The organism is Hungatella sp. SB206 (genome assembly GCF_051132295.1).
Taxonomy (GTDB): Bacteria; Bacillota; Clostridia; order Lachnospirales; family Lachnospiraceae; genus Hungatella; species Hungatella effluvii.
The window spans coordinates 4,903,866-4,930,029 of record NZ_CP096603.1; the positions used below are offsets into that span (position 1 = coordinate 4,903,866).

General features: G+C 48.0%; 23 protein-coding genes and 2 pseudogenes. All 25 read right to left on the minus strand.

Annotated features, from left to right (window positions below):
- Nucleotides 1-16: 16 nt before the first annotated feature.
- The 25 genes and pseudogenes from M1L66_RS21815 to M1L66_RS21935 all read right to left on the minus strand — a co-directional run bounded on the left by M1L66_RS21815 (nt 17) and on the right by M1L66_RS21935 (nt 26,155).
- Nucleotides 17-964: an ABC transporter permease gene (locus M1L66_RS21815; protein WP_187018793.1), complete on the minus strand. Its 948-nt coding sequence runs from the start codon at nt 962-964 to the stop codon at nt 17-19.
- Nucleotides 961-1,389, minus strand: coding sequence for a hypothetical protein (locus tag M1L66_RS21820; RefSeq protein ID WP_187018791.1), 429 nt, complete (start codon nt 1,387-1,389; stop codon nt 961-963). Before M1L66_RS21820 ends, M1L66_RS21815 begins: the two co-directional genes overlap by 4 nt.
- Before the next feature lie 176 nt (nt 1,390-1,565).
- Nucleotides 1,566-2,783, minus strand: coding sequence for an ABC transporter permease (locus M1L66_RS21825; RefSeq protein WP_187018789.1), 1,218 nt, complete (start codon nt 2,781-2,783; stop codon nt 1,566-1,568).
- 17 nt (nt 2,784-2,800) lie between these two features.
- Nucleotides 2,801-4,010, minus strand: a pseudogene (locus M1L66_RS21830) (ABC transporter permease).
- The gene (locus M1L66_RS21835; protein ID WP_187018786.1) at nt 4,001-4,795 is read right to left on the minus strand and encodes an ABC transporter ATP-binding protein; all 795 of its coding nucleotides are present in this window, start codon (nt 4,793-4,795) and stop codon (nt 4,001-4,003) included. Before M1L66_RS21835 ends, M1L66_RS21830 begins: the two are co-directional and overlap by 10 nt.
- 13 nt (nt 4,796-4,808) lie before the next feature.
- On the minus strand, nt 4,809-6,326 hold the full coding sequence (locus M1L66_RS21840; RefSeq protein WP_187018784.1) for an efflux RND transporter periplasmic adaptor subunit: 1,518 nt from the start codon (nt 6,324-6,326) through the stop codon (nt 4,809-4,811).
- Nucleotides 6,327-6,532: 206 nt separating this feature from the next.
- Nucleotides 6,533-8,215 carry a bifunctional diguanylate cyclase/phosphodiesterase gene (locus tag M1L66_RS21845; protein ID WP_187018782.1) on the minus strand — a complete coding sequence of 561 codons (1,683 nt, stop codon included), beginning with the start codon at nt 8,213-8,215 and terminating at the stop codon, nt 6,533-6,535.
- Between the two features lie 144 nt (nt 8,216-8,359).
- A complete protein-coding gene (locus M1L66_RS21850) occupies nt 8,360-9,091 on the minus strand; it encodes a class I SAM-dependent methyltransferase (RefSeq protein ID WP_187018779.1) in 732 nt (243 codons plus the stop codon).
- Nucleotides 9,092-9,337: 246 nt separating this feature from the next.
- The gene (locus M1L66_RS21855) at nt 9,338-10,324 is read right to left on the minus strand and encodes a D-2-hydroxyacid dehydrogenase (RefSeq protein WP_187018777.1); all 987 of its coding nucleotides are present in this window, start codon (nt 10,322-10,324) and stop codon (nt 9,338-9,340) included.
- Nucleotides 10,325-10,329: 5 nt separating this feature from the next.
- Entirely contained in the window at nt 10,330-11,232 is a 903-nt protein-coding gene (locus tag M1L66_RS21860; RefSeq protein WP_187018775.1) for a TIM barrel protein, read from the minus strand.
- Nucleotides 11,229-12,122, minus strand: a complete 894-nt coding sequence (locus M1L66_RS21865; RefSeq protein ID WP_187018773.1) for a nucleoside hydrolase — start codon at nt 12,120-12,122, stop codon at nt 11,229-11,231. Before M1L66_RS21865 ends, M1L66_RS21860 begins: the two co-directional genes overlap by 4 nt.
- Before the next feature lie 57 nt (nt 12,123-12,179).
- Nucleotides 12,180-13,007 carry a carbohydrate ABC transporter permease gene (locus M1L66_RS21870; protein WP_187018771.1) on the minus strand — a complete coding sequence of 276 codons (828 nt, stop codon included), beginning with the start codon at nt 13,005-13,007 and terminating at the stop codon, nt 12,180-12,182.
- 16 nt (nt 13,008-13,023) lie between these two features.
- Nucleotides 13,024-13,776, minus strand: coding sequence for a carbohydrate ABC transporter permease (locus tag M1L66_RS21875; protein ID WP_187018769.1), 753 nt, complete (start codon nt 13,774-13,776; stop codon nt 13,024-13,026).
- A 168-nt stretch (nt 13,777-13,944) separates the two neighbouring features.
- On the minus strand, nt 13,945-15,288 hold the full coding sequence (locus M1L66_RS21880; RefSeq protein ID WP_434688184.1) for an ABC transporter substrate-binding protein: 1,344 nt from the start codon (nt 15,286-15,288) through the stop codon (nt 13,945-13,947).
- Between the two features lie 19 nt (nt 15,289-15,307).
- A complete protein-coding gene (locus M1L66_RS21885) occupies nt 15,308-16,237 on the minus strand; it encodes a transketolase family protein (RefSeq protein WP_434688186.1) in 930 nt (309 codons plus the stop codon).
- Nucleotides 16,218-17,075, minus strand: a complete 858-nt coding sequence (locus M1L66_RS21890; RefSeq protein WP_434688188.1) for a transketolase — start codon at nt 17,073-17,075, stop codon at nt 16,218-16,220. Before M1L66_RS21890 ends, M1L66_RS21885 begins: the two co-directional genes overlap by 20 nt.
- A gap of 22 nt (nt 17,076-17,097) precedes the next feature.
- On the minus strand, nt 17,098-17,916 hold the full coding sequence (locus M1L66_RS21895; RefSeq protein WP_187019604.1) for a sugar phosphate isomerase/epimerase family protein: 819 nt from the start codon (nt 17,914-17,916) through the stop codon (nt 17,098-17,100).
- A 42-nt stretch (nt 17,917-17,958) separates the two neighbouring features.
- Nucleotides 17,959-18,414: a ribose 5-phosphate isomerase B gene (gene rpiB / locus M1L66_RS21900; protein ID WP_187018760.1), complete on the minus strand. Its 456-nt coding sequence runs from the start codon at nt 18,412-18,414 to the stop codon at nt 17,959-17,961.
- A 53-nt stretch (nt 18,415-18,467) separates the two neighbouring features.
- On the minus strand, nt 18,468-19,469 hold the full coding sequence (locus M1L66_RS21905) for a LacI family DNA-binding transcriptional regulator (protein WP_187018758.1): 1,002 nt from the start codon (nt 19,467-19,469) through the stop codon (nt 18,468-18,470).
- A gap of 365 nt (nt 19,470-19,834) precedes the next feature.
- On the minus strand, nt 19,835-21,067 hold the full coding sequence (locus M1L66_RS21910) for a hypothetical protein (protein WP_434688191.1): 1,233 nt from the start codon (nt 21,065-21,067) through the stop codon (nt 19,835-19,837).
- The gene (locus M1L66_RS21915; protein WP_434688193.1) at nt 21,067-22,287 is read right to left on the minus strand and encodes an MFS transporter; all 1,221 of its coding nucleotides are present in this window, start codon (nt 22,285-22,287) and stop codon (nt 21,067-21,069) included. Before M1L66_RS21915 ends, M1L66_RS21910 begins: the two co-directional genes overlap by 1 nt.
- Nucleotides 22,288-22,363: 76 nt before the next feature.
- Nucleotides 22,364-23,323, minus strand: a pseudogene (locus tag M1L66_RS21920) (ABC transporter ATP-binding protein).
- Nucleotide 23,324: 1 nt separating this feature from the next.
- Nucleotides 23,325-24,326: an ABC transporter ATP-binding protein gene (locus M1L66_RS21925; RefSeq protein ID WP_187018749.1), complete on the minus strand. Its 1,002-nt coding sequence runs from the start codon at nt 24,324-24,326 to the stop codon at nt 23,325-23,327.
- 22 nt (nt 24,327-24,348) lie between these two features.
- The gene (locus M1L66_RS21930) at nt 24,349-25,206 is read right to left on the minus strand and encodes an ABC transporter permease (RefSeq protein ID WP_187018747.1); all 858 of its coding nucleotides are present in this window, start codon (nt 25,204-25,206) and stop codon (nt 24,349-24,351) included.
- Nucleotides 25,187-26,155 carry an ABC transporter permease gene (locus tag M1L66_RS21935; RefSeq protein ID WP_187018745.1) on the minus strand — a complete coding sequence of 323 codons (969 nt, stop codon included), beginning with the start codon at nt 26,153-26,155 and terminating at the stop codon, nt 25,187-25,189. Before M1L66_RS21935 ends, M1L66_RS21930 begins: the two co-directional genes overlap by 20 nt.
- Between the last annotated feature and the right edge of the window lie 9 nt (nt 26,156-26,164).

Here is a 26,164-nt window from a genome sequence, read left to right on the forward strand (position 1 = left end):
CTTTTTCCAGTTTCGCCTAACGCTGTGGTCTCTGGAGTTTTCTGGCATTTATTTTTTGAACCTTTACGTCGGGCGTGCTCACCGTCATCTTCGGCACCGCCTTCACGTAATAATAATAATCGTCATCCTCAAACTGAACGTATTCGGTCCGCGAATAATCCACTGCGAAGACGAAAAACGTATAAATCCCCGACAAGATTAAAGAAACCACCACTCCTATAATGAGCTCACTTACCGGAACTGATACATCCATGGTAATATCTCCGATAAAAATCACCACCAGCTGGGCGATGGTACCCGCCACAATAGCGATGATCCAGGAGTAGTCGAAAGACATATTCTTAAGAATGAACACTACAATGATCGCAGCCGCAAAAGCCGCAATCAGCACTAACATCAGCTTATTCCCGAAGAGGCTCTTCACGATCTGGGAAAAGCGCTGCATCATATCGGCTGATATCTCATTGGTCAGAACCCCCGCGTTCTGTTTGACATACAGAAGCGTATAATAGATAAAAATGCCGCACCCCACCGGAATCACGGAAATCATGCCGCCTGAAAGGCCGACAATCAGTGGAATCGCGTACGGAATCTTCAGTACGAAAAAGATCGGTGTGAGGATCAGAAGACAGCTGTCACCGGGATGGAAGCCGTAGTATAAAAGTGCAACCACCAGGACAAACACCGCCATAACCAGTGTAACCTCAAAGGATACCGCCCATAAGTGAGCCAGCATAAACGCCGCCGCCAGAAAGCTGATCGCACTGTATGGCAGAAACGAACACGCCAGCGCCAGCACCAGAGGAACGAGCGGATTCGTTAGCTTTGTCATGAAACCGATATTCCGGTTCATCAGCCAGAACGCAAGGTAACTGTATACAAACTTAATTACCGGCGTAATATAAATGTCAAACTTTGCATAAAATTCCTTTAATCGTTCCTTGAAAACAAGAAGACTCATCATTGGGTCCGTCCTCCTTTAGTCCGCGCTCCGGGTCTGGAATTACCTTCATAACGTTTGTCCAGCCTCTTAAGTTTTGCCATATAGACCTTCATCCCACGGCTCGCGTAGTCGTATCGCCTCGCATAAATGCACAGGCTTATGATGAGGTAGACCACCAGTCCGGCCAGATAGATCAAGCCCACCTTCATACCCAGTTCAATGAGACTCTCGATCCGCATGACATTCAGCCACTTTTCAATATCACAGAGCACCCACAAGACAAGGCCCAACAGAAAACTCAGGGTATAACTGAAAAAGGAACGCAGCAGTTTGCTGCTGATATAATCACTTTTAAAATACCGGTTTACGGGAAATATCCTGTTCCCCTCTTTTTTCTCGAACATGGCGAGGTTCGTCATGATTTTGATTTTTTCTTCACTCAGCATAGGCTCTCCTCAATACACCATAACATATCATCTTATTATAGCATAGAACTTTTTACTTGGCGAGACCCATCTGGAGATTTTTATAATTTTGTAAAGTTCAAAACCGGGGACACCCCTGTAAAATACAGGAAAATCCCCGGCCACATACACTTATTTCTTCATGATTTCGAAAACTTTTATTCGTACCGCAGCGCGTCGATCGGGTCTTTTTTCGCCGCCTTTGACGCCGGATACAGGCCAAAGAACAGGCCGACCAGAGCGGAAAAGCCAACCGCCACGACGACGACCTGGGGTTTCACTACCACAGAAATTCCGAACATCGCGCCGCCGCCCATGACCAGCCCCGCGCCGATCATCACGCCGAGAATGCCTCCCAATGCGGACAGAATCGCGGATTCCGTCAAAAACTGTATCATAACATCCCGAGTCTTCGCCCCAAGGGCCTTTCTGATTCCGATTTCCCTGGTTCTTTCCGTTACAGACACCAGCATGATATTCATGATTCCGATTCCTCCGACCAGCAGAGAAATGGCCGCTATCCCGCCTACAGCGGCGGACAGGCTGCTCATCATGCTGTCGTTCCCCTTCATCTCATCGAGTGCAGAATAAAATGTCACATCCGCCGGCTGCCGGTCCTTAAGCCTTGCAAGATAAGGGACCATACGCCCGGACAGTTCGTTCATATCCGTCCCTTCTTTCGCATAAAAGTTCAGCTGGAACAGATAATCATTGGGCCACGAAAGGATTGTGTACGGGATAAATCCCTCCTTCGTCTGCCCCGGCATCATGGACATCATCATCGCTTCGAACGGTGTCATCTCTTTTTTATATACTCCGACTACATTATAATCGTCCGTCTCGCCATAGACCGTGGTCCGCAGCGTCTTGCCAACGGCATTTTCCGTTCCGAAGAGCTCCAGCGCGCCCTGCGCTTCCAGAACCACATTCTTTTTGCGCCCCTTAATATCAGCCTCATTTAAATTCCTTCCGTATAGAATGTTGATCTTCTGTACGTCAGGATAATTGTAATCGATACCCTGGAACTGGAATTTCACTTTTTTCCGGCCAAACAGCGCTTCACTACTGTAGTAGGCGTTGGTATCCATATACTCAATATCGTCATGAAATACTTCTTTAATCCGTTCCATTTGCTCTAAATTAAAGTAATCGCTGTCCCGCATATCTCCGCCGTCGGATGGCCAGATATAGATGATCGCCCGCGTCATACCCACATTGGCATATAAATCGGCTACCATGGAACGCATGGTGTCGCCGATGGACACGATCGCAATCACCGAACCGATACCGATGATGATTCCCAGCATGGTGAGAAAGGAACGCATCTTATTCGCTTTGATGGCATGCAGTGCCATAAACATATTTTCAAGCAGCATGATGGTCTCTCCCTTCCCTATTCATAGCGCAGCGCATCGATAGGATCGGCCTTTGCCGCCTTTGATGCCGGATACAGGCCAAAGAAGATTCCAACTAGGGCGGAAAATCCGACCGCCACAATGATTACGGACACCTTCACAACAGGGACCATCCCCATGGCGCTTCCGCCGATCATGACAATCCCCACTCCCAGCAGAATTCCGATCACGCCTCCCACAGGCCGACATAAGCGCCGACTCTGTTAAAAACTGCATCATGATATCGCCGGTACGGGCCCCCAGAGCCTTCCTGATTCCGATCTCCCTGGTACGCTCCGTCACGGATACCATCATGATATTCATGATACCGATACCGCCTACCAGCAGGGAAATCGCTGCAATGCCGCCTACCGCGGCAGACATACCGCCGAGCACGCTGTCCACGCTTCCCATCTGTTCCACGACAGACTGGGTCATGATATCCGTTACCGGCCTTCCTTTTATCTTTGCAACGTAGCGGGCAATCTCAGGCAGAAATGTCTTCATGTCCACGCCGTCCTTCACATAGAAGTTCAAATCCTGAAAATAATCGCTGGGGCGGGTGAGAATCGTATAGGGCATAAAGCCCGACTGCGTCTGGCCGTTCCCCATCATCATCGCCTCCAGAGGCGACAAATCCTTGCGGTAGACGCCTACCACTGTATATTCCTCGGTGGTTTTATTGATTGTCATACGGAATGTTTTGCCGACACAATTGGCTGTCCCGAACAGCTGCTCCGCACCCTTATCTTCCAGCACCACGTTATTCCTGCGCCCTCTTACATCGGCCTCGCTCAATTCACGGCCGTAAATAATGTTCGTGGGCTGCACCTTCGTATAATTGTAATCAATCCCCTGAAACTCGTATTTTACCTTGTTTCTTCCATAAACTGCCTCGGTGCTGGCATAGGCGTCGCTGTCCATATAGGATATCTTGTCATGAAACACTTCCTTCGCCCGGTCCAGTTCGTCCAGGGTGAAATAATCGCTCATTCGAAAATCATCGACACGCCAGGATACCATCACGATCGCCCGGTTCACACCTATGTTTTTATAGGCATCCGCGTAGAGGGACCGCATGCTGTCACCGACAGAAACGATGGCGATCACCGACGCGATACCGATGATGATTCCCAGCATGGTAAGGAAAGAGCGCATCTTGTTAGACCGGATGGCGTGGAGCGCCATGGTCATATTTTCTAGCAGCATGGCGTCCCTTCTTTCTGCATTTTCACTGCTTCCTCTTCCGTAAGCTCCTTCGGAATATTTCTCTTATCACTCACCACCTGGCCATCCCGGAACCGGATAATCCGCTCCGTGAATGCGGCGATGTCTTCCTCATGGGTAACCACAACGACCGTGGCGCCTTCCTTGTGCAGCCTGGAAAACAGTTCCATGATCTCCACGGAAGACGCGGTGTCTAAGTTACCGGTTGGCTCATCTGCCAGAATCAGCGGCGGTTCATTAGCCAGCGCCCTGGCGATGGCGACTCTCTGCCGCTGTCCGCCGGAGAGTTCGTTCGGCATGTGTTCATACCGCTCTCCCAGGCCCACGCGCTCCAGAAGCTCCAGCGCGCGCTGTTCCCGCATTTTCTTGGATTTATGGGCATACGTCATGGGCAGTTCTACGTTCTTCAGTGCCGATGTTCTCGAAATCAGGTTGAAGGACTGAAATACAAAGCCGATCTTTCTGTTCCTGATCGCAGACAGCGCGTCGGGACTCATGTCGGCCGTATCGATTCCATCCAGATAGTAATGGCCCATAGTCGGACGGTCCAGGCACCCCAGAATGTTCATCAGGGTGGATTTTCCGGATCCGGACTGTCCCATGATCGCCACAAATTCTCCCCGCTTAATGGTCAGATTGATTCGTTTCAGGCCCAGAACCTTGATGGATCCAGTATCGTATATCTTCACCATATCCACCAGCCGGATCAGGTCATCCGATACATTCTCGGTCATGTAGGAAGGAAGCCTTTTTTCCCTTTTCCACATATTGCTTCCTCCTTTACTGTGCGGCCGGAACAGCTACAACGGTCATGCCGTCTGTAAGATTTGCCGCCGGTGTCTCAACGATCTGCATTCCCTCGGTCAGTTTTCCTTCTTCCGCCGGGATCACTTCCACCTGAATATCACTCTCAACTCCAGTGGTCACAGGGATCATATGGGCGATGTTATCTTCTATCGTTACGATTGCGGTGCTGCCATCCGGCTGCTGAAGCAGAGCGGAAACCGGAACGACCCACGCATCCTCCGCCTTCTGCAGTTCGATCTTTGCCTTCGCAGTAATGCCTGCAATCAACCGTGTATTCTGGTCAATAATGCGGACCGTCGTCGGGATCACGCGCTCCGTGGAACCGTTTCCTTTTTCCTCACCGGTCGGGGAAATGGCTGTCACCTCGCCCTTCACAACCTCGCCGTTTAAGATATCCGCGCTGATCTCTACCGGCTGGCCAATCTGGACTTTACCGATGGAATACTCACTGACATTGATCTTCATCTCCAGTACGTCCAGATTCTCGATAATGAACATCGGCTTGTCGTCATCTGTCTTATCCGCAAAACGGCCTACCTTACAGTTGACCCGTACCACCGTACCGGCGATCGGGCTGGTCACACGCGTATTTTCCAGCAGTTCCTTCTTCTGGTCCAGTTCGAAAGCCGCGTTCTCAATCTGAAGGGAATACGATTCATTGGCCACTGGTCTGCCATCTTTTAATGTAAATGTCTTTAAATCGCGCTGTGCATTGTTCAGTGCGTCGGAAGCGGTCTCCAGCTCCAGCTGGGAGGCACTTCCCGACTGGAACAGTACATTTGTTCTGTCGTAATTGGCCTTGGCGGCATCGTAATCCTGCTTTGCCTTGGCATAGCCGTTCTCAGCCTCGATCTGTTTCTCATTATATGTAGTAACTGCAAGGTCATAGGCATTCTGAGCGATATCAACCTCTTTTTTCGCATCCTTCTCATCCAGAGTGGCCAGCAGCTGGTCCTTTTCCACACGGTCTCCCTCTTTTACCGGGATCTCCAGAATCTCTGCGTGTAAATTGGATACCACCTCCACACTGTCCGTTCCCTCGACGGGACCGCTGACGGAAAGCATCTCCACCACTTCGCCCCTGGTCAGAGGGAATGTGGATGCCATCATCTGGGGCGCCTTGCCTCCGCCCATCACCTTGGAGGCTCCGAAAATAACCACCACCGCGATGGCGACACCAGCGAGGACTTTTTTCTTGCCGCTCCATTTTTTACGGCGTCCTCTTTCTCCGTTTTTCTTCTTCTTTTTTTTCTTCTTGCCGGAAGTGTCTTCTTCCATGAGCTCTTTCAGTTCTTCGTTAAAATCCTCGTCGCTCATCGGATCTTCCATCACCGGTACAGGCTTCGCCCCGCCCCTCCGGCTGCGCTCCGGCTGAACGGTTTTCTCTTCCGCTGCAAAGGCCTCAGCATCGGCCACGACATCATCCATCTTTACCTGGATATCGTCCGCCTCTTTACCGTCTATTTCCACGTGGTTGAATTCGTCTTTCATACGTCTCTTTCCTCCTGATTAATATCTCGCTCCATTCTCCCCCATTATAATGGCATCTCATAATCTTTTACAACAATAAATTCTTATAATTTTCTAAAGTTTTTACCAAATTTACCATTATTTTTGTAAAATAAATTTTTATTGATCCGATAAAAAAAGAAGAGACCTGCCAGCGGCCCCCTCTTTCTTACCGTTCGTTAAATAAATCACACATCCCAGAATTTCTTTTCAAAGTCCTCCAGAAGCAGCGGTTTTGATATGTAATATCCCTGAATGCAGTCGGCCTCCAGGGAACAGACCGTGTCCAGTTCATTCTTTCGTTCTACGCCTTCCACGCATACGGAAATCCCCACTCTGTGACAGAGCTGGATGACCGAACCGATAAATGACCGGTTAAATTCATTCTCTTCATCCCCGATGGCGGTGATAAACAGGCGGTCTATCTTCACGATATCAGCCGGCGACTGGGACAGCATACCCAGAGAAGAGTATCCGGTTCCGAAATCGTCCATGGCAATCTGTATATTCAAATTCCGCAGAAGCTTAAAGGCTTCTTTTAGCGCCTCCATATCCGTGACGAAACAGCTCTCCGTCAGTTCCAGCACGATGTGGGCGGGCGGAAGATCATATTGATTCAGAATCTGTCTCACGAAATCGATAAATGACTCGTCGAGCATCTGCAGATAGGAAATATTTACATTCATAATAAAATCAGGCTGATAGCGGAGCCACTTTTTGCAGGTTCGCACCGCCTCCTCCAGAACCCATTTTCCGACCGGCACAATCAGGCCGCAGGCTTCCAGAAGCGGTATGAATTCAACCGGCGAAACTACTCCGTAAGACTCGCAGGACCATCGAAGCAACGCCTCGGCGCCAGAGACCCGCAGCGTCTCCGAATGCACAAACGGCTGATAGACGAGGTGAAATGCTTCCATCCCGTTCATCACACTGAGCTGAAGACGGCTGGAAAGCTCCAGCGCGCGTCTTCTGATGCGCATCATATCCTGAGAAAAAAATGTGACCGTATTTTTTCCATTCTGTTTGGACACCTCAAGAGCGCTTAACGCGCAGGTCAGAAGTTCCTGATAGCCACTGCCATCTTTTCCCATTATAGCTACGCCGACAGACACCGTAAGAAAATACGAACTGTCATCGATCTTATGGGGCCTGTTGCAGTATGCATGTATCTTCTGATACAACGCCCGCAGTTCCTCTTCCCCCGCGCCGGGATAAACGATGGCAAACTCATCGCCGTCAAACCGGTACATGGCCGCCTCAGAGGGCAGAAGCTGCTGAACGCTCTGTGCAAACTGGCGCAGTACAGCATCACCAAAGATGTGGCTGTTTAAATCATTAATTCTCACGAAATCGTCCAGTCCCAAAAGAAGGATACCGCCTTCTGCGTTTTCCTCATTTTCAAATATCCGGCCGACTTCCTTCTCACACTCCCGGTTGGTAAACAGCCCTGTCGTATAGTCAATCTTGCCTTTGCTGCCGAGATCTGTGACCACTCCGGCAAAAATAACAGGCTCGCCCTCATCATTTCTCTTCAGCACACCGCGGCAGCATACCCAGACGTACTCTCCCTTTCGGTTAAGCACCTGGTATTCCACGTCGTGCACATCGGTCTCACCATTCAGCATCACCTCGATCGATCTGGAATACCGTTTGAAGTCTTTGGGGTTGATCAGATCCCCCCAAACAGAAACGAGTCCCGGAACAAGTCTTCCTTCCAGCTCGAAATCTTTCTGCATATTCGGGGATACCAGTGCGACATCAGTCTTCATGTTAATAATATAAATATAATTATCCGTGCTTCTGACCAGAGCGCCGTAAAACATACCGGCATCTGCGCCAAACTCGGCAAAAAGTTCATCCTCTGAAGCCATTGTTTCCCCTTCTTCCTGTGTACGGTTTCCTTATATGATTTCTTTATGTCTATACTGTGTGGTGTTCTCTATGATGTTTTCTATATGATGTTTTCTGTGGAATTCTTCCCGCGTTCTTTAATACATTGTACTATACAGGCTGTTTTACTTTTTCTGCACTGCTATAATCAGCATCATTGGCCGCCTCATCTCGTCCTCCATCCCCGGAATGTCCATCATCTCTTCCGGCGGCTGCGGTTCGATAATATTCTTAAACGCAAATCCGTTGAAAAGCAGTGTATTCAAATATGTGGTCAGTGTCCGGTGGTATTTGGTCACGTGCTCGCCAAGGAATACTGCCTCCCGCTCACCTTCATAATAGTAGCGGTCCACTGGGAAATGAAGAATCCTGCCCTCTTCATCATAGCACCAATCCTGATCCCCGCGCGAAGTGAACACCGGATGCTCCACGGAAAATACAAATGCTCCCTCCGGAGCCAGCCAGCCGTTTATCTTTCGGACAAGCTGCTTGAAGTCTCTGACGTAATGAAACGCCAATGAGCTGATCACGACGTCAAAGGATCCGGCCGGAAAATCCAGATCCTCCATGGCACTGCAGCGGTATTCAATCGCCTCATGGCTGTTTTTCTGCTTCGCGGCGGCCAGCATCTTCTCGGAAATGTCTGTTCCCAGGACGTATTGTGCTCCATTCTGAGCGGCATACAGACAGTGCCAGCCATAACCACAGCCCAGATCCAGGACCCGTTTGCCGTTAAATTCAGGGAGAACTTTCTGTAACTCAGACCACTCACCGGCCCCTTTTAAGCCCTGCTTCGAGCGGTCCATCTCGCTGTACTTCTTAAAAAATAACTCATCATCGTATTTATTTTCCTTCACAGTCCGGTTTCCTGCCTTTCTGCCATGCTGTCCTTCTTTGTCCTGGTCTGTTATAGGGATCCGGGACATTCTATGGTTGCTCTATTTTACCATATTTGTAATAATTTTACTATCAAAAGATTTTTCTGCCCGGCTGATAAGATATATTGAAATAATAAAAATGCAGCTCCAGAGATTGACACTGCAAATCTCCAAGGCTGCATTTTATTCAATTATCTTCTGTACTAATGGCGGCTCTGTTTTATTTTACTTTTTACTGCCAGCCCCATTTAATGCCGCTGCTACCACATTTTGAGGCGCCCCCTCCAGGAAATGCTTTAAATTATCTACCGCAATATCCATCAGCCTTTTTCTCGAATCTCTGGAAGCCCACGCAATATGCGGCGTGATAATAGTGTTTGGTGCTGTCATCAAAGGGTTATCCTCTCTGACCGGTTCCTCAGACACCACATCTACCGCTGCTCCTGCCACTTTACCGCTTAAAAGAGCGTCTTTTAAATCCTGTTCCACAATCAAAGGACCTCTGGAATCATTGATAATCATGACACCGTCCTTCATCCTGGAAATCGTATCGCGATTAATGATTCCTCTGGTGCCGGAGTTCAAAGGGCAGTGCAGACAAATTACATCTGCTTTCGCCAGCATTTCTTCAAACTCCGCATAACGGCAATGTTCTGTCTCCAGTTCTTTTCTATGGACTGCATCAAATACTTTCACTTCCATACCGAGCGCTTCTGCTATTCTGGCCGTTTTCTGTCCAATCCGGCCAAATCCTATAATGCCCATAGTTTTGCCCGCCAGCTCGATGAGGGGATAATTCCAGAAACACCAGTCCTCACTTCGTGCCCATGCGCCTGATTTTACACAGTCAGAGTGATCTCCTACATGATGGCATAATTCCAGCAGAAGCGCTATGGTATATTGAGCAACTGCATCGGTTCCGTAGGCTGGAACATTTGTAACTGTGACTCCTGCTTCCCATGCAGCCGCTGTATCAACAACATCATATCCTGTCGCAAGTACACCAATATACCTAAGAGACGAACAGGACTGAATCGTTTTGCGTGATATTGGTGTCTTATTTGTAAATACTGCTTCCGCGTCCTTTATCCGCTCCTCAATTTCCGAAACCGGTGTTCTGTCATATATTGTCAGTTCACCATATGCAGCTAAGTCTTCCCAGGATAAATCACCGGGATTTTCTGTATAACCATCCAATACTACAATTTTCATAAGTATTATTCCTCCAACAATGCCCACGCACGGTTAATCACTCGTTTCGTGTTCGCCAGAATAATCTCTCCGTCCTCGTTATTCCATGGTTTTACTTCCAATGACAGAACATACGGCTTCCTGGAGTTGAAAAATCCCTCACTTTTCAAAATCCGGAAGAAATCCAGAAGTTCCGGCGTGTCATTGGCACTGCCTGGAAAGCCAAATCGTGGATGCTGGTCTCCATAGGCTTCCAATGATTCCTTCACAACCGCGTTCCCAATATGGAAATGCGTAATATACGGGCGCAAAGTACGAATCACAAACTCTGAGGTCTCATATGTAGTCGGAAAATGGGACAAATCTACCAACAAGCCAAAATTGCTGCAGCGTTTCCTCATTTCAGCAGCAAATTCTGCCGCAAGAGGTGCCGGTCCAATCAGAGCTGCCTTATCCATGTTGTAATCGAACACTTCCAATTCCACTGTCATCTTTTTTTCCGCAGCATAAAGACAGACATTCTCACAGGTTTTTATAAGCTGCCCAAAAGCCTCCCCTTTCGTCTCTTCCTCCCACTTTCCAGCCAGAAAAGCAATACCCCCAGCCCCCATATACTGTGCCTCATCGACAGCATCCATTAGAATTTTCTGAGCCTCCAGGCGCTTCTCCTCATCTATGTCATTAGGATTTTTCCCTGCTCCCAGAAGTCCTGGCTGCGCTCCGTAGCAGACTTTCATATGGGATTGTGCAAGCATATCACGTACTTGCCCGCGCACTTTTGCATCTTCTATGTGTGTAATTTCAATGGCGCTCAAATATTCGTCACATGCAATCTTTTTCACTGCTTCTAAAAGCGGATATGACTGGGGCGGATATGACATCCACGCTATTGTTCCAACGTCAAAATACTTTTGTATTGGATCTTTCATACACTGCCTCCTGTTAAATATTCCATACCTTCGTAAAACAAATCCCATGTTTTCTTTACATCAATGTCATATACCCTCACCATCTGTCCATGTTTGTGAGTATGCTGAAAATACATAAATCTAGTCATCTCCGGCACGTCTGTAATCTCATACATCGCCCAGGCGGGCTGGTAAAGGAAAGAGAAATCTCCCATATCAAAGAATCCTTTGTCGCTTTGGCCAAACCATTTCTTCCTGTCCCTGAACTCATGCAAAAATTTACCCAATTCTCCCAACGGTGCAAGTTTTTCTTTTGTCTCCTCATAAGAGGCACAAATAAAGGTTCCCGTATCAAACCAGATAAGAGGGACTTCTGATTCAAGCAGAGTCTGTGTTGCTATGATATCTCCATATACATTAAACTGTTCATTTCGCTCCGGCCATGTATGTTCGCTTCTTGCATGAAACACATAACGAACTCTGGATATAATTTCCGGTGCCTTTAACAGTGCACAGGCCAGATCTGTGGCAGCTCCGATCCCAACAACCCATAACGGATCCTGCGGTGTTGATTCCATGGCCTTCCGGATAATCAGATTAACGCCTTCACTATCAACCGGTGTATTACGATACTGCATTGGGTGAGAACCTTCGGCTATTGGAAATTTATTTTCCATACCGGCCTTTTCAAGCAGCTCTTTCAACAGTTTAAAAGATTGTTCCTTGGAATCGGAAGGGCCATTTCCGGAAAAATGAGCTGCAACAATACCCTCAATTTTAAATCGCTCCGGATGGCCGAAAACAATTGCCAGAGCGTAGAGATCATCAATTTCGTTTGCTACATCTGAGTCAATCAGGATTCTCACGATCTCTCCTCTGGGAGGGATCTGCGGTATAATACGATAATTCATAATAATCAATATCCTTTCCTGTCCTTTGAGGACAAAGTCTTAAACATACACAGCCTGTCACGATTTTACACCTCCTGCAACCATTCCTTCAATAAAATGCTTCTGAAGCAGGAGAAACGCCAGTATTCCCGGTACCATAACCAGCACCGAGGCTGCAAACGCATAATTCCACTGTGTGACAAATTCTTCAAAGAAATTAAAGATAGATGGAGTCAAGGTCCTCATTTTTTCACTCTGCAGCAGCACCATCGGCATCATAAAATCATTCCATATCCACATAATGTTTAAAATAATGACAGTCGTAACAGAAGATTTCATCAAGGGAAAAATAACTTTCCAAAATGTTCGAAATGCTCCGCTTCCGTCTATAGCGGCTGCTTCTTCCAGTTCTGCAGGAATTGTTTTTATAAAACCAGTAAACAGAAACACAGCAAACGGGACTGCTGCAGCCGTATAATATACAATCAGGCTGATGTGAGTATTTACTAGTCCGGTTTTATAGAACAGCCGTACCAGCGGAATCATAATTGCCTGTCCCGGAATCATAATCGTAGCCAGAAAAAAAAGATACATTGCCTGATTAAAGTGAGTGCGGTATCTGGCTATGGGATATGCTGCCATAGAGCCAATTATGACAATAAACAAAATCGATCCGCCGCATATTACCACCGTATTAAAAAATGCTCTGGGATAATCCATTTTTGTCCATGCTACCACGTAATTTCCAAATTCCAGTACAGAGGGTAGTCCAACCGGATTGCGCATCAGATCACCGGTCGACTTTAGCGACGAGAACACCAGATTCATCACCGGAAACATATAAATAACGGTAAAAAGAATCATAACCAGTTCTAATAAAATTTTTCGCAGCCTAAGCTTTTGCATAATACTCCTCTCCGTCCTACTGATATACCGCGTCTTCCTTCTTTCTTAAATAAGAAGAGATGAGCAAAGAGACAACCAATACAATTCCAAATAAAATAACTGAGATCGCGGATCCAAAACCGGCTTTTCCACTATAGAAGAAAGTCTGTGAATACATCAGTGTGGTAAGTGTCTCTGAAGCAAAACCGGGACCTCCCCTCGTCATGGAATAGATTTCATCGAATACTTTGAGTCCCTGAATTATCGCATTTAAGATGCCGACAGTAAAAGACGGGATAATCAGAGGCGCTGTTATATATTTAAATTTGCTGAAGCCTGATGCACCGTCAATATCTCCGGCTTCATATAAATCCTTTGGTACCGTCTGCAGACCGGCTAAATAGATAACCATATATTTTCCTGCTATCTGCCAGATTGATACGACAAGTACCGCATAAAGAGCCAGATTTGGATTTCCAAGCCAATCCTGATTTAAAAAGGAGATTCCTGTATATTTTTCAATTAAATATCCTACGCCATATTCCGGGTGGTACAGATATGTCCATGTATATCCGCTGATTACAAGACTAATCATCGTCGTGCTTAAAATACAGGTTCTTAACAGCTTCTGAGTCTTCAATCCGGAATTTAAAGCGAGGGCAAGAGCAAGACCCACAACGTTCTTGAACACTGCAGCCAGCACCGCATAAATGAGCGTATTTTTCAGGGCGCCTCTGGCGCCGTCCATTTTAAAAAAGTTTATGAAGTTATCAAACCCGACAAACTTCATGGACGGCTCCAGAATGTCCCATGAAAACAGCGAATAGTAAAAATTTTGAAAAATAGGAATAATGTCCACGCAAACAACAAGCAGGATGGCAGGCAACATAAACAGCAGTGATTGATAAAAAATTCTTTTTCGCCTGACCATAGATATTCATACTCCTTCTCTTCAGATTTATTTCATGCTCTGATACTCTTCATTAAGCCAGTCAATCATCTGTTTTGTGTCAATCTGACGGCCTACAAATTCCTGAAGTTTCTTTTTCCAGTTGTTAGACATTCCCGCCGGCCACCGGTCATGAGCGCCCAGCGCAAATTTTTCCGTACTCACAAATTTACTGTAGAAATCCTGTAAAGCAGGATCCGTTCCAGTTGCAGGCACATCCGTCAAAATTGTAGGCTGCGCATTGTCGCGATACAAAGCCTCATTGACTTCCGGATCAGACCATATTTCCATGAATCGCCTCGCCGCCTCCTTGTTTTTCGATTTGCTGCTCACTGCAAATCCAAGACCACTCTTCCAGTTGGCATACAGTTCTTCACCTGCATTATTAACGGGTGTAGCTGTCAACCCCAGATTCATGTCCGGAGCAACCTTTCTGATTTCCGATATTGTGGAAGATGTGTGAATCATCATTGCCGTTTTTCCCGTTGCAAAATCGGCAATTGCCTGGGAACTGTCTGTCGACAGAATTGCATCTCCAAAATATTTTTTGTCCAGTAGAGTACCATATTTATCAAACAGGTCAACCCAGCCCGGATAAGAGAAGTCCAGTTCTCCAGAAGCAAGCTTTTTATCAAAATCTGGTTCTCTGCCATATCCCAGTGTTGCAAAAGCTGAATTCGTATATCTCATAATTACCCAGTCATCTTTGAAACCTGATGCGAATGGCTGCACTCCATTTTTCTGGAATGTCTCGCAGACTGCAAGCAGCTCATCAAAATTCTGCGGCACGGATAACCCCAACTGATCAAACAGGTCCTGGTTATAAAGAAGTCCTTCTCCGCCTACGTTAAAACACATGGCGTACAGGTCGTTTTCATAAGAGAATTCAGAATTAATGGTTCCTGGTATTCTGGAAACCCATGGCTCATCCGTCAATTTTTCCAAATAACCTTTTTGTGCATAGTCAGACGTACGGCTTCCCGGCCAGACCGTCATAATATCCGGCGCTTCTCCGGCTGAAAGTTTTGTTTTAAGTACAGTCTCGTATTGGGTTGCCGAACCCAGTTCTACATTAATCTTCAAATTTGGATTTTCTTCCTTCATCTTTTCTACGACAGGATTTATATCCATTGATCCAACATGCACAAAAATATTCAGTTCTCCGGTAAGCCCTTCTTCCTGCTTTTTGGCTCCTACTGTCTTATTTTCTGACTCTGTCACAACCTGACTGCCAGAAGTCGTCTCCCCGCTCGCCTTTGTCTGACTGCTTCCCGAACCACATGCTCCCAAAACGGCCGTACAGCATAGTGATAATGCAACTGCCACGATTTTCATTTTTCCGCTTTTTCTCATAACGAAACCTCTTTCCTTCTCACTTTCTGTGAATTATCTGTTTACACACTCCTGTTATCTTAGCTATTCCTAATCCAAACTTATCCAGTAATTCCTCATAGGCTCCCGATTCGGCAAATGTCTCAATTCCGATAAAATCCATGGGAACGGGATATTTTCTTACTATGACTTCTGCCACTGCACTGCCCAGCCCCCCAAAAACAGAATGTTCTTCTACTGTAACAATGGCTTTCGTCTTTTCTGCATACTTAAGAATTAATGCTTCATCAATCGGTTTTATTGTATGCAGATCGATCACAGCAGCACTGATTCCCTGTTCCTTCAGTCTTTCTGCCGCCTCTAAGCAGCGTGATACAACGGTTCCGGTTCCGATCAAAGTCACATCACAGCCCTCCTGGCATACAATCCCTTTACCAAGCTGAAAATTGCAGCCATCTTTATAGATTACAGGCGCCTCGGCCCTGCTGAGTCTTAAATAGACAGGCCCCTGATATTCCGCCAGTATTTGAACTGCTGCCTTCGTCTCTGCCGCATCGCAGACAGATACCACCGTCATGCCTGGTATCGCTCTCATAACAGCAAGATCCGTAATTGCCTGGTGACTGGCTCCATCAAAAGAATCAGATAAGCCACAGTATGCTCCAGCCAGTTTGACATTCAAGCTGTCATACGCCAACATACTCTGAATCGGATCCAGTGCTCTGGAGGTCATAAAAACCGCAAACGTATTCACAAATGGAACAAATCCTTCTATCGCCAGTCCTGCAGCAGCATTAACCATCCCCAGTTCACAAATCCCCATATTAAAATATCGTTCCGGGAATTCGCCTCCAAAAACAGAGGATTTTGTAGAGCCTCCCACATCAGCTTCCAGAGCAACTACTCTTTCATTTGTTCTTCCCAGTTCTGCCAGTGCATTTCCATAAGCATCACGAATGGAATCCCCCATTCCACTCCCCCCTCTCTATCCCCAGTTCCTGCATCGCCCGTTCGAATTCTTCATCATTGATTGCTTTTCCATGCCACTGGTGCCTGCCTTCCATGAAGGATATCCCTTTTCCTTTTATGGTTTTTGCAATGACAATTGTTGGCTTCTCTTTGCACTCTCCTGCAATCCGAATGGCCTCAATAATTTGAGAAATCTGATGACCATCACAGTTTACCACATTCCATCCGGCCGCCTCCCACCGTTTCGTTAAATCTCCAGGCGGCATAATTTCTTCCAATGTGCCATCCAGCTGAACACCATTAAAATCGAGAATAGCGGTTAGATTATCAAGTCTGTACTTGGCTGCCGCCGCTGCTGATTCCCAGACAGCACCTTCCTGTATTTCCCCATCCCCCATGACTACATAAATTCTGGCATCACTCTTCTTCAATTTTTCTGCCAGTGCCATCCCAAGACCTGCTCCCAGTCCCAGCCCTAACGGTCCGGAAGAGCATTCAATACCTGGAGTCTTATGACGGCACGGGTGCCCCTGCAGACGGCTTCCGGTTTGACGAAATGTGGTCAGCTCCGCAGCAGGAAAGAACCCTTTTTCTGCCAGAACACAGTACAGAATCGGTGCCGCATGTCCTTTGGAAAGTATTAGACGGTCTCTCCCTTCTCGTTCGGGATTCTTTGGATCCACTCTCATGATCTTATAGTACAGGGCTGTCAACAGTTCCACACAGGATAGGGATCCCCCCGGATGCCCAGTTCCTTTGCTGTGCAGAAGTTCAATTAACTCCCTGCGGAAATGCCTGCACAGTTGGTCCAAATCCGCTACACTACGGACCCTCTCCATTGTTTTTATATCCCCCTTTCTCTCAATTTACTGGAACACACCATGGCAAAACGTATTCTATCGCCTTCTTAACCGCCATGTCCGGATCATTTCCCGGCAGTATTTCCATCGATATCCACCCATTGTAATCCGCCGCTTTCAGTGCTCCGAATATCTCTTCAAAATCCAGATGACCAAAACCGGGAGCAAGCCTGTTTGAATCGGCTATATGTACATACTTCAGCCATTTTCTGTTTCTTATAAAACTTTCACCAATCCGGTCATCTTCAATATTCATATGGAAGACATCCGCATGGAGCCCCCCATTTGAGTAGCCAGAACGAGACAAAAACGCCGCCCCCTGATCCAGGTTATTAATAAAATTCATCTCGTACCGATTCACCGGTTCTATCAGAACCTGAATTTTCTTTCTTTCAGCATAGCTGCATAACTGCTGAAAAGCATCTGAAAAGAGTTTTTCTGCCTCCTCTTCTGATTGTCCTTCCCCCACCCCCCCTCTGACCCGTCCGATGTTGATTAACTCACAGTAATCAGATGCCATATCGATAAGCTGCTGATAAGCAGAAACAGCCTTTTTCCTGATATCCGGGTCGGAATGTGTAAAATACAGATGATCTTCTGCAAACATCCGACCGGTGGTAATACAGCTTACCTCCATCCTGCTTTCAGCCAACCATCTTTTTAAATCACCGGCGGCCACATCCATCGCGGACCGCATTGCCAACTCTACCCCATCATAACCAAATTCTGCGGCCTTTCGTATCGACTTTTCAAATCCACGCCAAACTACAAACGCAGAATCTCCTGCCTGATCACTGCCAACGGTTACTGCAATCTTCACACCGCTTCCTCCATTTCTTCTTTTCGCTTCCTCCATTTCTTCTTAAATTCTGTCGTTATCAAGCGCTTCAATCATACCCAGAGAAATCGAGTGACGTCCCCCTTCAAATTCTGTACTCAGCCAGTTCTCCAGAATATCCAGTGCTTCCAATTCTCCGGTTATTTTTCCTCCTAAGCACAGTATATTGGAATCATTATGTGCCCTGGTTATTCTCCCCATATAACTGTCAGTACAAAGTGAAGCCCGAACCCCTTTAAAACGGTTTGCCACAATACTCATGCCAATTCCAGTAGAGCAGATCAGTATTCCTTTTGATGCACGGTGTTCCGATACCGCCACAGCCACCGCTTCTGCATATGTGGGATATCTCACGATCTCCGCGGAATTTGATCCCACATCCTTATATGGAATCCCTTTATGATCAAGGCAGTCTTTAATCGCCTGCTTTAGAAGATAACCGCCATGATCACTACCAATGTAAATTAATTCTTTTTGCATGACACCCTCCTTCTTAAAATGAAACGTTTCATTTTAAAGTTAAATAAAATCTTTTATGCATATCCCACACTATCCCTGAAAACCAGTCTCGTCTCCAAAATTGTTTTCATTCCATTTTTCGGTGTTTCTCCATTCATACAGGCAAGCAGCATATTCATGCTTTCGATTCCAATTTCATACTTGGGCTGATGAATTGTGGTGAGTGCCGGTGTGCACAAATTACTCATGTCTATATCATCAAACCCAAGAATTGAGAGTTCCTCCGGTATACGAATCCCTTTTTCCAGAGTAGACTTGATTGCTCCCAAGGCCATCAAATCATTGGAAGTAAAAATTGCGGTGGGCGGATCATCCAACTGCATCAGCTGCCTGGCCGCTGTATATCCGCTCTGCCAGTCATAGTTCCCGCTGATCACATATTCAGGCCGATAATCAAACCCATAATCCGCAAGACATCTTCGATAAGTCTGCACCCTGCATTTGCTGGAATAGGATTCCAGAAGTCCGCTGACAAATGCAATTTTTTTATGTCCATACTGTCGAAGCAAAGTCATTCCCTGAATAATCCCCTGTTCGTCGCAGACATTAATCACATGAAACTCTGTGCCTATGTCTTCTCCTACATCGACCAGAACCAGGGCTGTGTGTCTGTTTAATTCCTGCAGCTCCGTCAGGTTCATCTGAGGCTTCACCAGAATAATACCGTCAACCCCTTTGCTCAAAAGTTCGTCCACATACCGATGTTCCTTGCTGACATCTCTGTCATCGTTGCACAAAAAAACTGTTAAAGATGCGATCCGTGCCGAATCCGACACTCCCCGCGCCAGCTCCGGATAGTATGGATTCGTTATACTGGGAATAATCAGTCCAATATTTTTCGACGTCTTCGTTCGAAGGAAGCTCGCAGCCATATTATACTGAAACCCTACTTTCCGAATTGCTTTTTGAACTTTCTCCTTGTTTTCTTTTTTCACATTGGGCTTGCCGTTTAAAACGTTGGAGACCGTTCCTAACGATACACCAGCTTCTCTTGCTACATCCTTTATCGTAGACATAAACTCCACCTCTGGACTGACAAACTATCCAATACAATGTATTTTTAAAACGTTTCATTTATTTATGAAATAAGTGTAACTCACTCTGATTTTGCAGTCAATACTGCATTATTTTTTCTATATTAAGGTCATTATATCGACCTTATTTTGTGCAGTATTACCTGTTTTTTTGACATTTTTCGCTTACAGATATGAAATGTTTCATTTCTAATATTATTTCGGCTTGTTCATTTGGGAAATGCCAGAGATATTACAGATTTTCAGACGAGAGCAGATACTAGAACAATATCTAAAAGGAACGGCAGTTGCACAACCTCCGTTCCTTTTTCTACTTATTAACAAGCTGCAGCACCGTACAGTTCACTTCAGGAGCAGCAATACTCCTCCTCCACAATCCTCCCCGTCCCACTGTCTCTCCGGAACTGTCTGAAGAAGTCCCACAGCAGCTCCGCCATGAGAACAGGCGGCCAGTGGGGATTGTTTTCCACCGCAACATAACGGAACGCGTTTAAGTTATCCCGGTTCCAGATATTCAGTGTGTAGTATTTATAGCCGTAGTGCCAGGTGATCTCCTCTTCATCTCCGTAGAATCCCAGGACGTGGTGGAGTTCATCCTCCGGCGTATTTAGATAAGAGAGGCACGTCCCGGCGTCTCTTGGTTCGCAGTTCAGGGTATCCATGCGCATGTTCAGCCGGCGTATCATCCATTCGTGCTTGTCCTCGCCCTCAGGCGGAACCGGCATGTCGCTGAATCTGCGGCGGCCGCCGTGAATCCGGGTCGGGTCCTTGGAGTCGTCGCGGCGGTCATCCAGATACGTTTCCCCGCTGCATTCTCTTCCCCAGTCCTTTCTCGGCCTCCAGTCATTGACCGGAACGAAGCTGGAGGCCTCGCACACGCCTACCACCTGCATGAGGGGTACCAGGGCGTCCTTTAAGTTCTGTATTTCCTCCGGTGTGTAGGGGACGTTGAAATTATCATATTCCCTGTAGATATCATTGCCGCATGGTCCCACTGCCGTCAGCTTCTGAGGAATCCGAAAATAGGTGGAGGTAACCTGGTAACCGCCCTGGGAATAGCCGCAGAGATAGACACGCTCCCGGTCCAGGGGGTATTTCCCGCCGATGAAATCCAGCACGCGTTCAAAATTCTCCCAGTTGGTATTCTGCAAATAGGCCACCATGAATTTATCTCTTCCCGCCAGCTCGGCAAAGCCAAGGGAAAATTCCTCACACTCAATGGAATTGCCGCCGCCGTGGTTATAGAAGACAATCGGATATTTCTTCTTTCTGCCTTCCTCTGTCTCCATTTCCAGAGGTGTCAGGATCACCCAGCGGGCGTAGTAATCATCACCGTCGTACATCTCTTTCTTCAGGCCGCAGGCCCTGTAATACTCCATTGCGGCCTCGCCCATGGCGTCGTGTTCGTATTTAAAACGGAGCTGCATCCGTCTGGCACATTCTTCCCCGTACGGACTGTTAATCATACTGTCGATATCCGCGCTGCCATTATGGGCTGTATGGAAATATTCCAGCACTCTGGCAAACTTCTCCCCTGTCTCCGGATTCGTCTCCGGAGACCAGTAATCTTTTCGATTCATCAAACTGCCTCCTCTTTCGCCTGACCGGCTGAATGAATACTGTTTCGGAACACGAGCACGATAAGCAGTGCCAATGCTACCGGGATGATCATGATTCTCCACATGGCCGCATAGCCGAAACGGCCTGCAAGAGATCCTGCAATCAGCGGTCCCACCAGGTTTCCGAGGTCCTGGCCGATGTAGTTGGTGGAACTGCCGGCTCCCCGCTTTTCCTTTGGTACACATTTCATGCACAGCGTCTGTACCGACGGCTGGCAGGCGCCGTATCCGAACGCCGAGACAAAGGCCGCCAGCAAAAACATCCAGATGTTGGTTGCAAAGCTGATCAGTAAAAATGCCAGCGCAAAGAAGAACATGGCGGGAATAAATATCTTTACCAGACCGTGTTTATCGCCGAATCTGCCGATCACCGGTCTGGTCACCAGGAGCGTTACGGCATAGACAGTGAAGAAATACCCGATGTTCATGCCGCATCCCCTTTCCTCCGCGTAAATAACGAGAAAGGTTGTGATGTTGTAATAAACCATACAGAGCAAAAACATCAGCACGGCGGGGAGTATGGCCTCCTTGGCGATAATGCTGTCCAGGGAAATACTGTACCGTTTCACGGCTTTGACATGCTTGTTGCGGATCCGGCTGGCCGCCACCGCCGCCAGGCACATGGTAACCGCGCCGATCATAAACGTGTAATGGTAGCCGATCGTTCTGGACAGCGACAAACCGATGGTGGGCCCTATGGACTGGCAGATCACCTGGGCCAGGGAAAAATAGGATATACCGGTTCCCAGACGATCCGGAGGCAGCGTGTCCGTAGCCAGCGCCAGACAACACGTGGCCGAAAACGCCTGCCCGGCCCCCTGAAGCAGCCTGCTGGCCAGAAGCACCGGGATGGACCCGGAAAAGCTATATCCGGCATAGGACGCCGCCATGACCAGCATGGCGCATACCAGAATATACCGTTTGTTGAACGTATCAATGGCAGGCGCTGCAAAGATCTTGAATATCAGCGCCGTGTAAGCAAACGCGCTGGTCACCAGACCCACGATAATGGGCGCGGCTCCCAGATGGTTGGCGTACTTCGCCACCAGGGTATTCATCATCTGCTGCCCCATGAACATCAGCATATTGGCGATAAATACGCTGATAAAGGAGGCGTTCCATATTTTATCAGGGACCTTTTCTTCTGTTTTGCCTGTTTTCAGTGCTATACTACCGCTCATTTCAAGTCTCCTGTTCTGCTGATATTGTTCTGCTGATACTGATCCGAAAAGGTTACCGTCCCTTCTGCCAGTAACGTTAAAGACCATTGATTTCTCCGGCGCGGCAGCAGGAAACGAAATGGTTTGGCAGCAGTTCCTCCAGATGCTGCGGCTCGTGGCATTTGCCGCACACGTAGGGGCATCGGGAAGCGAATCTGCAACCTGGTTTCGGATTAACCGGGGAGGTGATCTCCCCTTTTTAGATGATCCGCTCTCTCTTCGCATGGATATCCACCGACGGAATCGCGGAGAGCAGCGCCTTGGAATATGGGTGCAGCTGCTTTTTAAACAGCTCTTTCGACGGTGCCGTCTCTACCAGCTGGCCTAAATACATGACGCAGATATCATGGGAAATATGGCGTACGACCGACAAGTCATGAGTAATAAACATGTAGGTTAGATGGTATTCATCCTGTAAATCCATGAGCAGATTCAGAATCTGCGCCTGGATGGACACATCCAGGGCGGATACCGGCTCGTCACATACCACAAACTTCGGATTTAGGGCCAGCGCCCGGCCGATTCCCACACGCTGGCGGCGTCCGCCGTCCAATTCATGGGGATATGCATTTCTAAGACGCTCTTCGATTCCCACCAGATCCATGAGCCGGACGGTCTCCGCCTCTAAGGAGCCTCTGTCCGAGAAACGTTTCGACAGAATCAATGGTTCCTGGATAATGGTTTTTACTGTCATACGCGGGTTTAAGGAAGCATACGGATCCTGAAAAATGATCTGCATTTTCTCTCTGAGCTGCATCAGCGCCTTATCCTTCACCTTTGTCACGTCTTTTCCCTCGAAGTAAATCGAGCCCTCCGTGCTCTGCAGAAGATGGATCATCGTCCGCCCCAGAGTGGATTTACCACAGCCTGACTCACCGACCACCCCCATGGTACGGCCCGGCATAATTTTGAAGGATATATCGTCCACCGCGTGTACTTTTCCTTTTGGAGAATCAAAATGTTTTTTTAAATTTCGTGCTTCGATCAATGCTTCCATGTCAATCCTCCTTTTTCTGAACTGCACCCGCTATTAAACAGCGCGTCAAATGGCCAGGTTCCATTTCTTTCAGGGGAACCGCATGCTTACTGCATTCTTCTGTGGCATGGGGGCATCTTGGGTTAAACGAACAGCCTTCGGGCAGATGGACGGGATCCGGCGGCAGGCCCTCGATGGGATTCAGCCTGCGGACCTCCTTGCTCAAATCCGGCAGCGCGCCAAATAGCCCCTGCGTATAGGGATGGGAAGGATTGTCGTAAACAGCTTCCTTCGATCCGTACTCAATGATCTCCCCCGCATAGACCACCGCTACGTCGTCCGCCACATCGGCGACGACTCCCAGGTCGTGGGTGATCATGATCATGGCCGTATTCATCTTGTCTCTCAGCGCCTTGATCATCTCCAGAACCTGGGCCTGAATCGTCACATCCAGAGCCGTTGTCGGCTCGTCCGCCAGCAGCAGGTCTGGACTGCAGGCCAGCGCCATGGCTATGACCACCCGCTGCTTCATTCCGCCTGAAAACTGGTGCGGGTAATCGTTTACGCGGTCATCTGAGATACCTACCATGTTCAGCATGTCACAAGCACGGTTTAAAGCTTCCGCCCGGCTTATCTTCTGATGCTGCCGGATTCCCTCGGCGATCTGCTCTCCCACCCGTTTGACCGGGTTAAGCGCTGTCATCGGGTCCTGAAAGATCATGGATATCTTATTTCCCCTGACCTTCCGCATCTCGTCCTCTTTCAACTGCAGCAAATCCACGCCGTCTAAATACACGCTTCCGGACGGCACTCTGGCAGGCGGATCGGGAAGGACGCGCAGGATTGCCTTTGCAATGGAAGTCTTGCCGGCTCCCGTCTCTCCGACCAGCGCCAGCGTCTTCCCCCTTTCCAAATGAAAGGAGACGCTGCTCACCGCATGTACGACTTCTCCCTCCATCGTATATTCCACGACCAGATCCTTTACCGACAGGAAGGAATCTGTTTCGATCTTTTCATTTTTCATATAAACACCTCTTTGTTATGAGTTACTTATTCAGCTTCGGATCAAGTGCATCACGGACCGCGTCCCCGATCAGGTTAAACGACATGACGACAATCATAATAAACACGCCGGGACAGATCATCAGATACGGGTACTGCCGCACGTAGGATCTGGCATCGGACAGCATGGCTCCCCATTCCGGAAGCGGCGGCTGAACGCCAAGACCGATATAGCTTAAGGTCGCTGAGACGATCAGGCCGCCGGCAATCGCCAGGGTGCAGTGGACGATGAACGGCGTGATAGCATTGGGGATGACGTGCCGGAAGATGATTCTCGCATTTCCGCAGTTGATGGACTCCGCCGCCTCTATGTATTCCAGTCCGCGGATGGCTAAGATATTGGCGCGGATCGTCCGGGCAAAGTTGGGGATTCCCGCGATTCCCACTGCCAGAACCGTCTTAAAGAACCCAGCTCCCAGAACGGAGGACACGCAGATAGCCATGAGCACCTGGGGAATGGAGTGGAATATATCCAGGAAACGCATAATTAAGTTATCCACCTTTCCTCCGAAGAACCCGGCAATGGAGCCCAGAATCAGGCCGCCGGTTCCCGAGATGGCCACGGATACAATACCGACAGAAAGGGAGAAGCGTCCGCCGTATAAAATTCTCGAAAGCATATCTCTGCCCATGGAATCCGTTCCCAGCCAGTGATCCCTTGAAGGCGGGGCAAAGGCATTCTGCAGATTCATTTCCGCGTAGTTATAGCGGCAGATATAGGGGGCCAGGATAGCCAGGACCGCCAGGATAATCAGAATGGACAGGCCGAACATGGCTTCTTTCCGCTTTACCATTCTTCTCAAAAAGATCGAAAACATGGATTCACTCTTTATTTTTCCCATTCTTTGTACTCCTCTGCTTATTCTCATACTGGGCTTTGATTCTGGGGTCGACATAGGCGTAGATGACATCCACGATCAGCATGACCACACTGAAGGTGATCGCCGAGAAGATGACGGATCCCTGTACCGCCCCGTAATCGCGGTAATTGATTGCCTGCACCATATAGGTGCCGATTCCGGGAATTGTAAATACGTTTTCAATGACAATAGCACCTCCTAAAAGTCCGGAGAACTGTGTGCCTGCGTAGGTGATAATCGGAATCATGGAGTTCGGAAGAATATGCCCCATAAGGACCTTCTTCTCACTTACTCCCTTGGCCCTCGCCGTCGTTACATAATCCGCCCGGATGCACTCCAGCACGCTGGACCGCGTCTGTCTGGCGAATCCGGCGATTCCGCCGAAGGAGTTGGCGATAGCCGGAAGGATATAGAATTTCAATCCTCCGATTCCATAAGAGGGGAGCAGCCCCAGCTTCATGGAAAATAAAAGTACCAGCAGAATCGCCAGCCAGAAGGATGGCATGGATACGCCAAACATAGCGACGATCATGGAAGCACGGTCGGAAACCGTATTCTGGTGGGTTGCCGCGATAACCCCAAGCGGCACCCCCACACAGACGGAAATCAGCATACTGGCCACGGCCAGCGTAAATGTTCTGGGAAAGCGCGTCAGCATATCGGCTGTCACGCTGGTTCCGTACTGAAAGGACGTTCCCAGGTCAAAGCGTAAAAATACTCCGCTGGCGTAATTCCAGAACCGGTGGAGATACGAGCCGTTTAAGCCCAGCATCTCCCTCGCCTGTTCAATCTCCGCCTGTGTTGCACTGGACCCAAGCATGATGGCCACCGGATCGCCGGGAATGAAGAACATAATCGTGAAGATCAGGAAGGTCACGCCCACAACAACCGGAATCAGCCACAGAATTCTTTTTGCAATATATTTACCCATAGAATAGAC

Coding starts and splice junctions, on each gene's coding strand:
- M1L66_RS21815 (WP_187018793.1), bottom strand. CDS start 964: ATGATGAGTCTTCTTGTTTTCAAGGAACGATTAAAGGAATTTTATGCA.
- M1L66_RS21820 (WP_187018791.1), bottom strand. CDS start 1,389: ATGCTGAGTGAAGAAAAAATCAAAATCATGACGAACCTCGCCATGTTC.
- M1L66_RS21825 (WP_187018789.1), bottom strand. CDS start 2,783: ATGCTGCTTGAAAATATGTTTATGGCACTGCATGCCATCAAAGCGAAT.
- M1L66_RS21835 (WP_187018786.1), bottom strand. CDS start 4,795: ATGTGGAAAAGGGAAAAAAGGCTTCCTTCCTACATGACCGAGAATGTA.
- M1L66_RS21840 (WP_187018784.1), bottom strand. CDS start 6,326: ATGAAAGACGAATTCAACCACGTGGAAATAGACGGTAAAGAGGCGGAC.
- M1L66_RS21845 (WP_187018782.1), bottom strand. CDS start 8,215: ATGGCTTCAGAGGATGAACTTTTTGCCGAGTTTGGCGCAGATGCCGGT.
- M1L66_RS21855 (WP_187018777.1), bottom strand. CDS start 10,324: ATGAAAATTGTAGTATTGGATGGTTATACAGAAAATCCCGGTGATTTA.
- M1L66_RS21860 (WP_187018775.1), bottom strand. CDS start 11,232: ATGAAAGATCCAATACAAAAGTATTTTGACGTTGGAACAATAGCGTGG.
- M1L66_RS21865 (WP_187018773.1), bottom strand. CDS start 12,122: ATGAATTATCGTATTATACCGCAGATCCCTCCCAGAGGAGAGATCGTG.
- M1L66_RS21870 (WP_187018771.1), bottom strand. CDS start 13,007: ATGCAAAAGCTTAGGCTGCGAAAAATTTTATTAGAACTGGTTATGATT.
- M1L66_RS21875 (WP_187018769.1), bottom strand. CDS start 13,776: ATGAAGTTTGTCGGGTTTGATAACTTCATAAACTTTTTTAAAATGGAC.
- M1L66_RS21880 (WP_434688184.1), bottom strand. CDS start 15,288: ATGAGAAAAAGCGGAAAAATGAAAATCGTGGCAGTTGCATTATCACTA.
- M1L66_RS21885 (WP_434688186.1), bottom strand. CDS start 16,237: ATGGGGGATTCCATTCGTGATGCTTATGGAAATGCACTGGCAGAACTG.
- M1L66_RS21890 (WP_434688188.1), bottom strand. CDS start 17,075: ATGGAGAGGGTCCGTAGTGTAGCGGATTTGGACCAACTGTGCAGGCAT.
- rpiB (WP_187018760.1), bottom strand. CDS start 18,414: ATGCAAAAAGAATTAATTTACATTGGTAGTGATCATGGCGGTTATCTT.
- M1L66_RS21905 (WP_187018758.1), bottom strand. CDS start 19,469: ATGTCTACGATAAAGGATGTAGCAAGAGAAGCTGGTGTATCGTTAGGA.
- M1L66_RS21910 (WP_434688191.1), bottom strand. CDS start 21,067: ATGAATCGAAAAGATTACTGGTCTCCGGAGACGAATCCGGAGACAGGG.
- M1L66_RS21915 (WP_434688193.1), bottom strand. CDS start 22,287: ATGAGCGGTAGTATAGCACTGAAAACAGGCAAAACAGAAGAAAAGGTC.
- M1L66_RS21925 (WP_187018749.1), bottom strand. CDS start 24,326: ATGAAAAATGAAAAGATCGAAACAGATTCCTTCCTGTCGGTAAAGGAT.
- M1L66_RS21930 (WP_187018747.1), bottom strand. CDS start 25,206: ATGGGAAAAATAAAGAGTGAATCCATGTTTTCGATCTTTTTGAGAAGA.
- M1L66_RS21935 (WP_187018745.1), bottom strand. CDS start 26,155: ATGGGTAAATATATTGCAAAAAGAATTCTGTGGCTGATTCCGGTTGTT.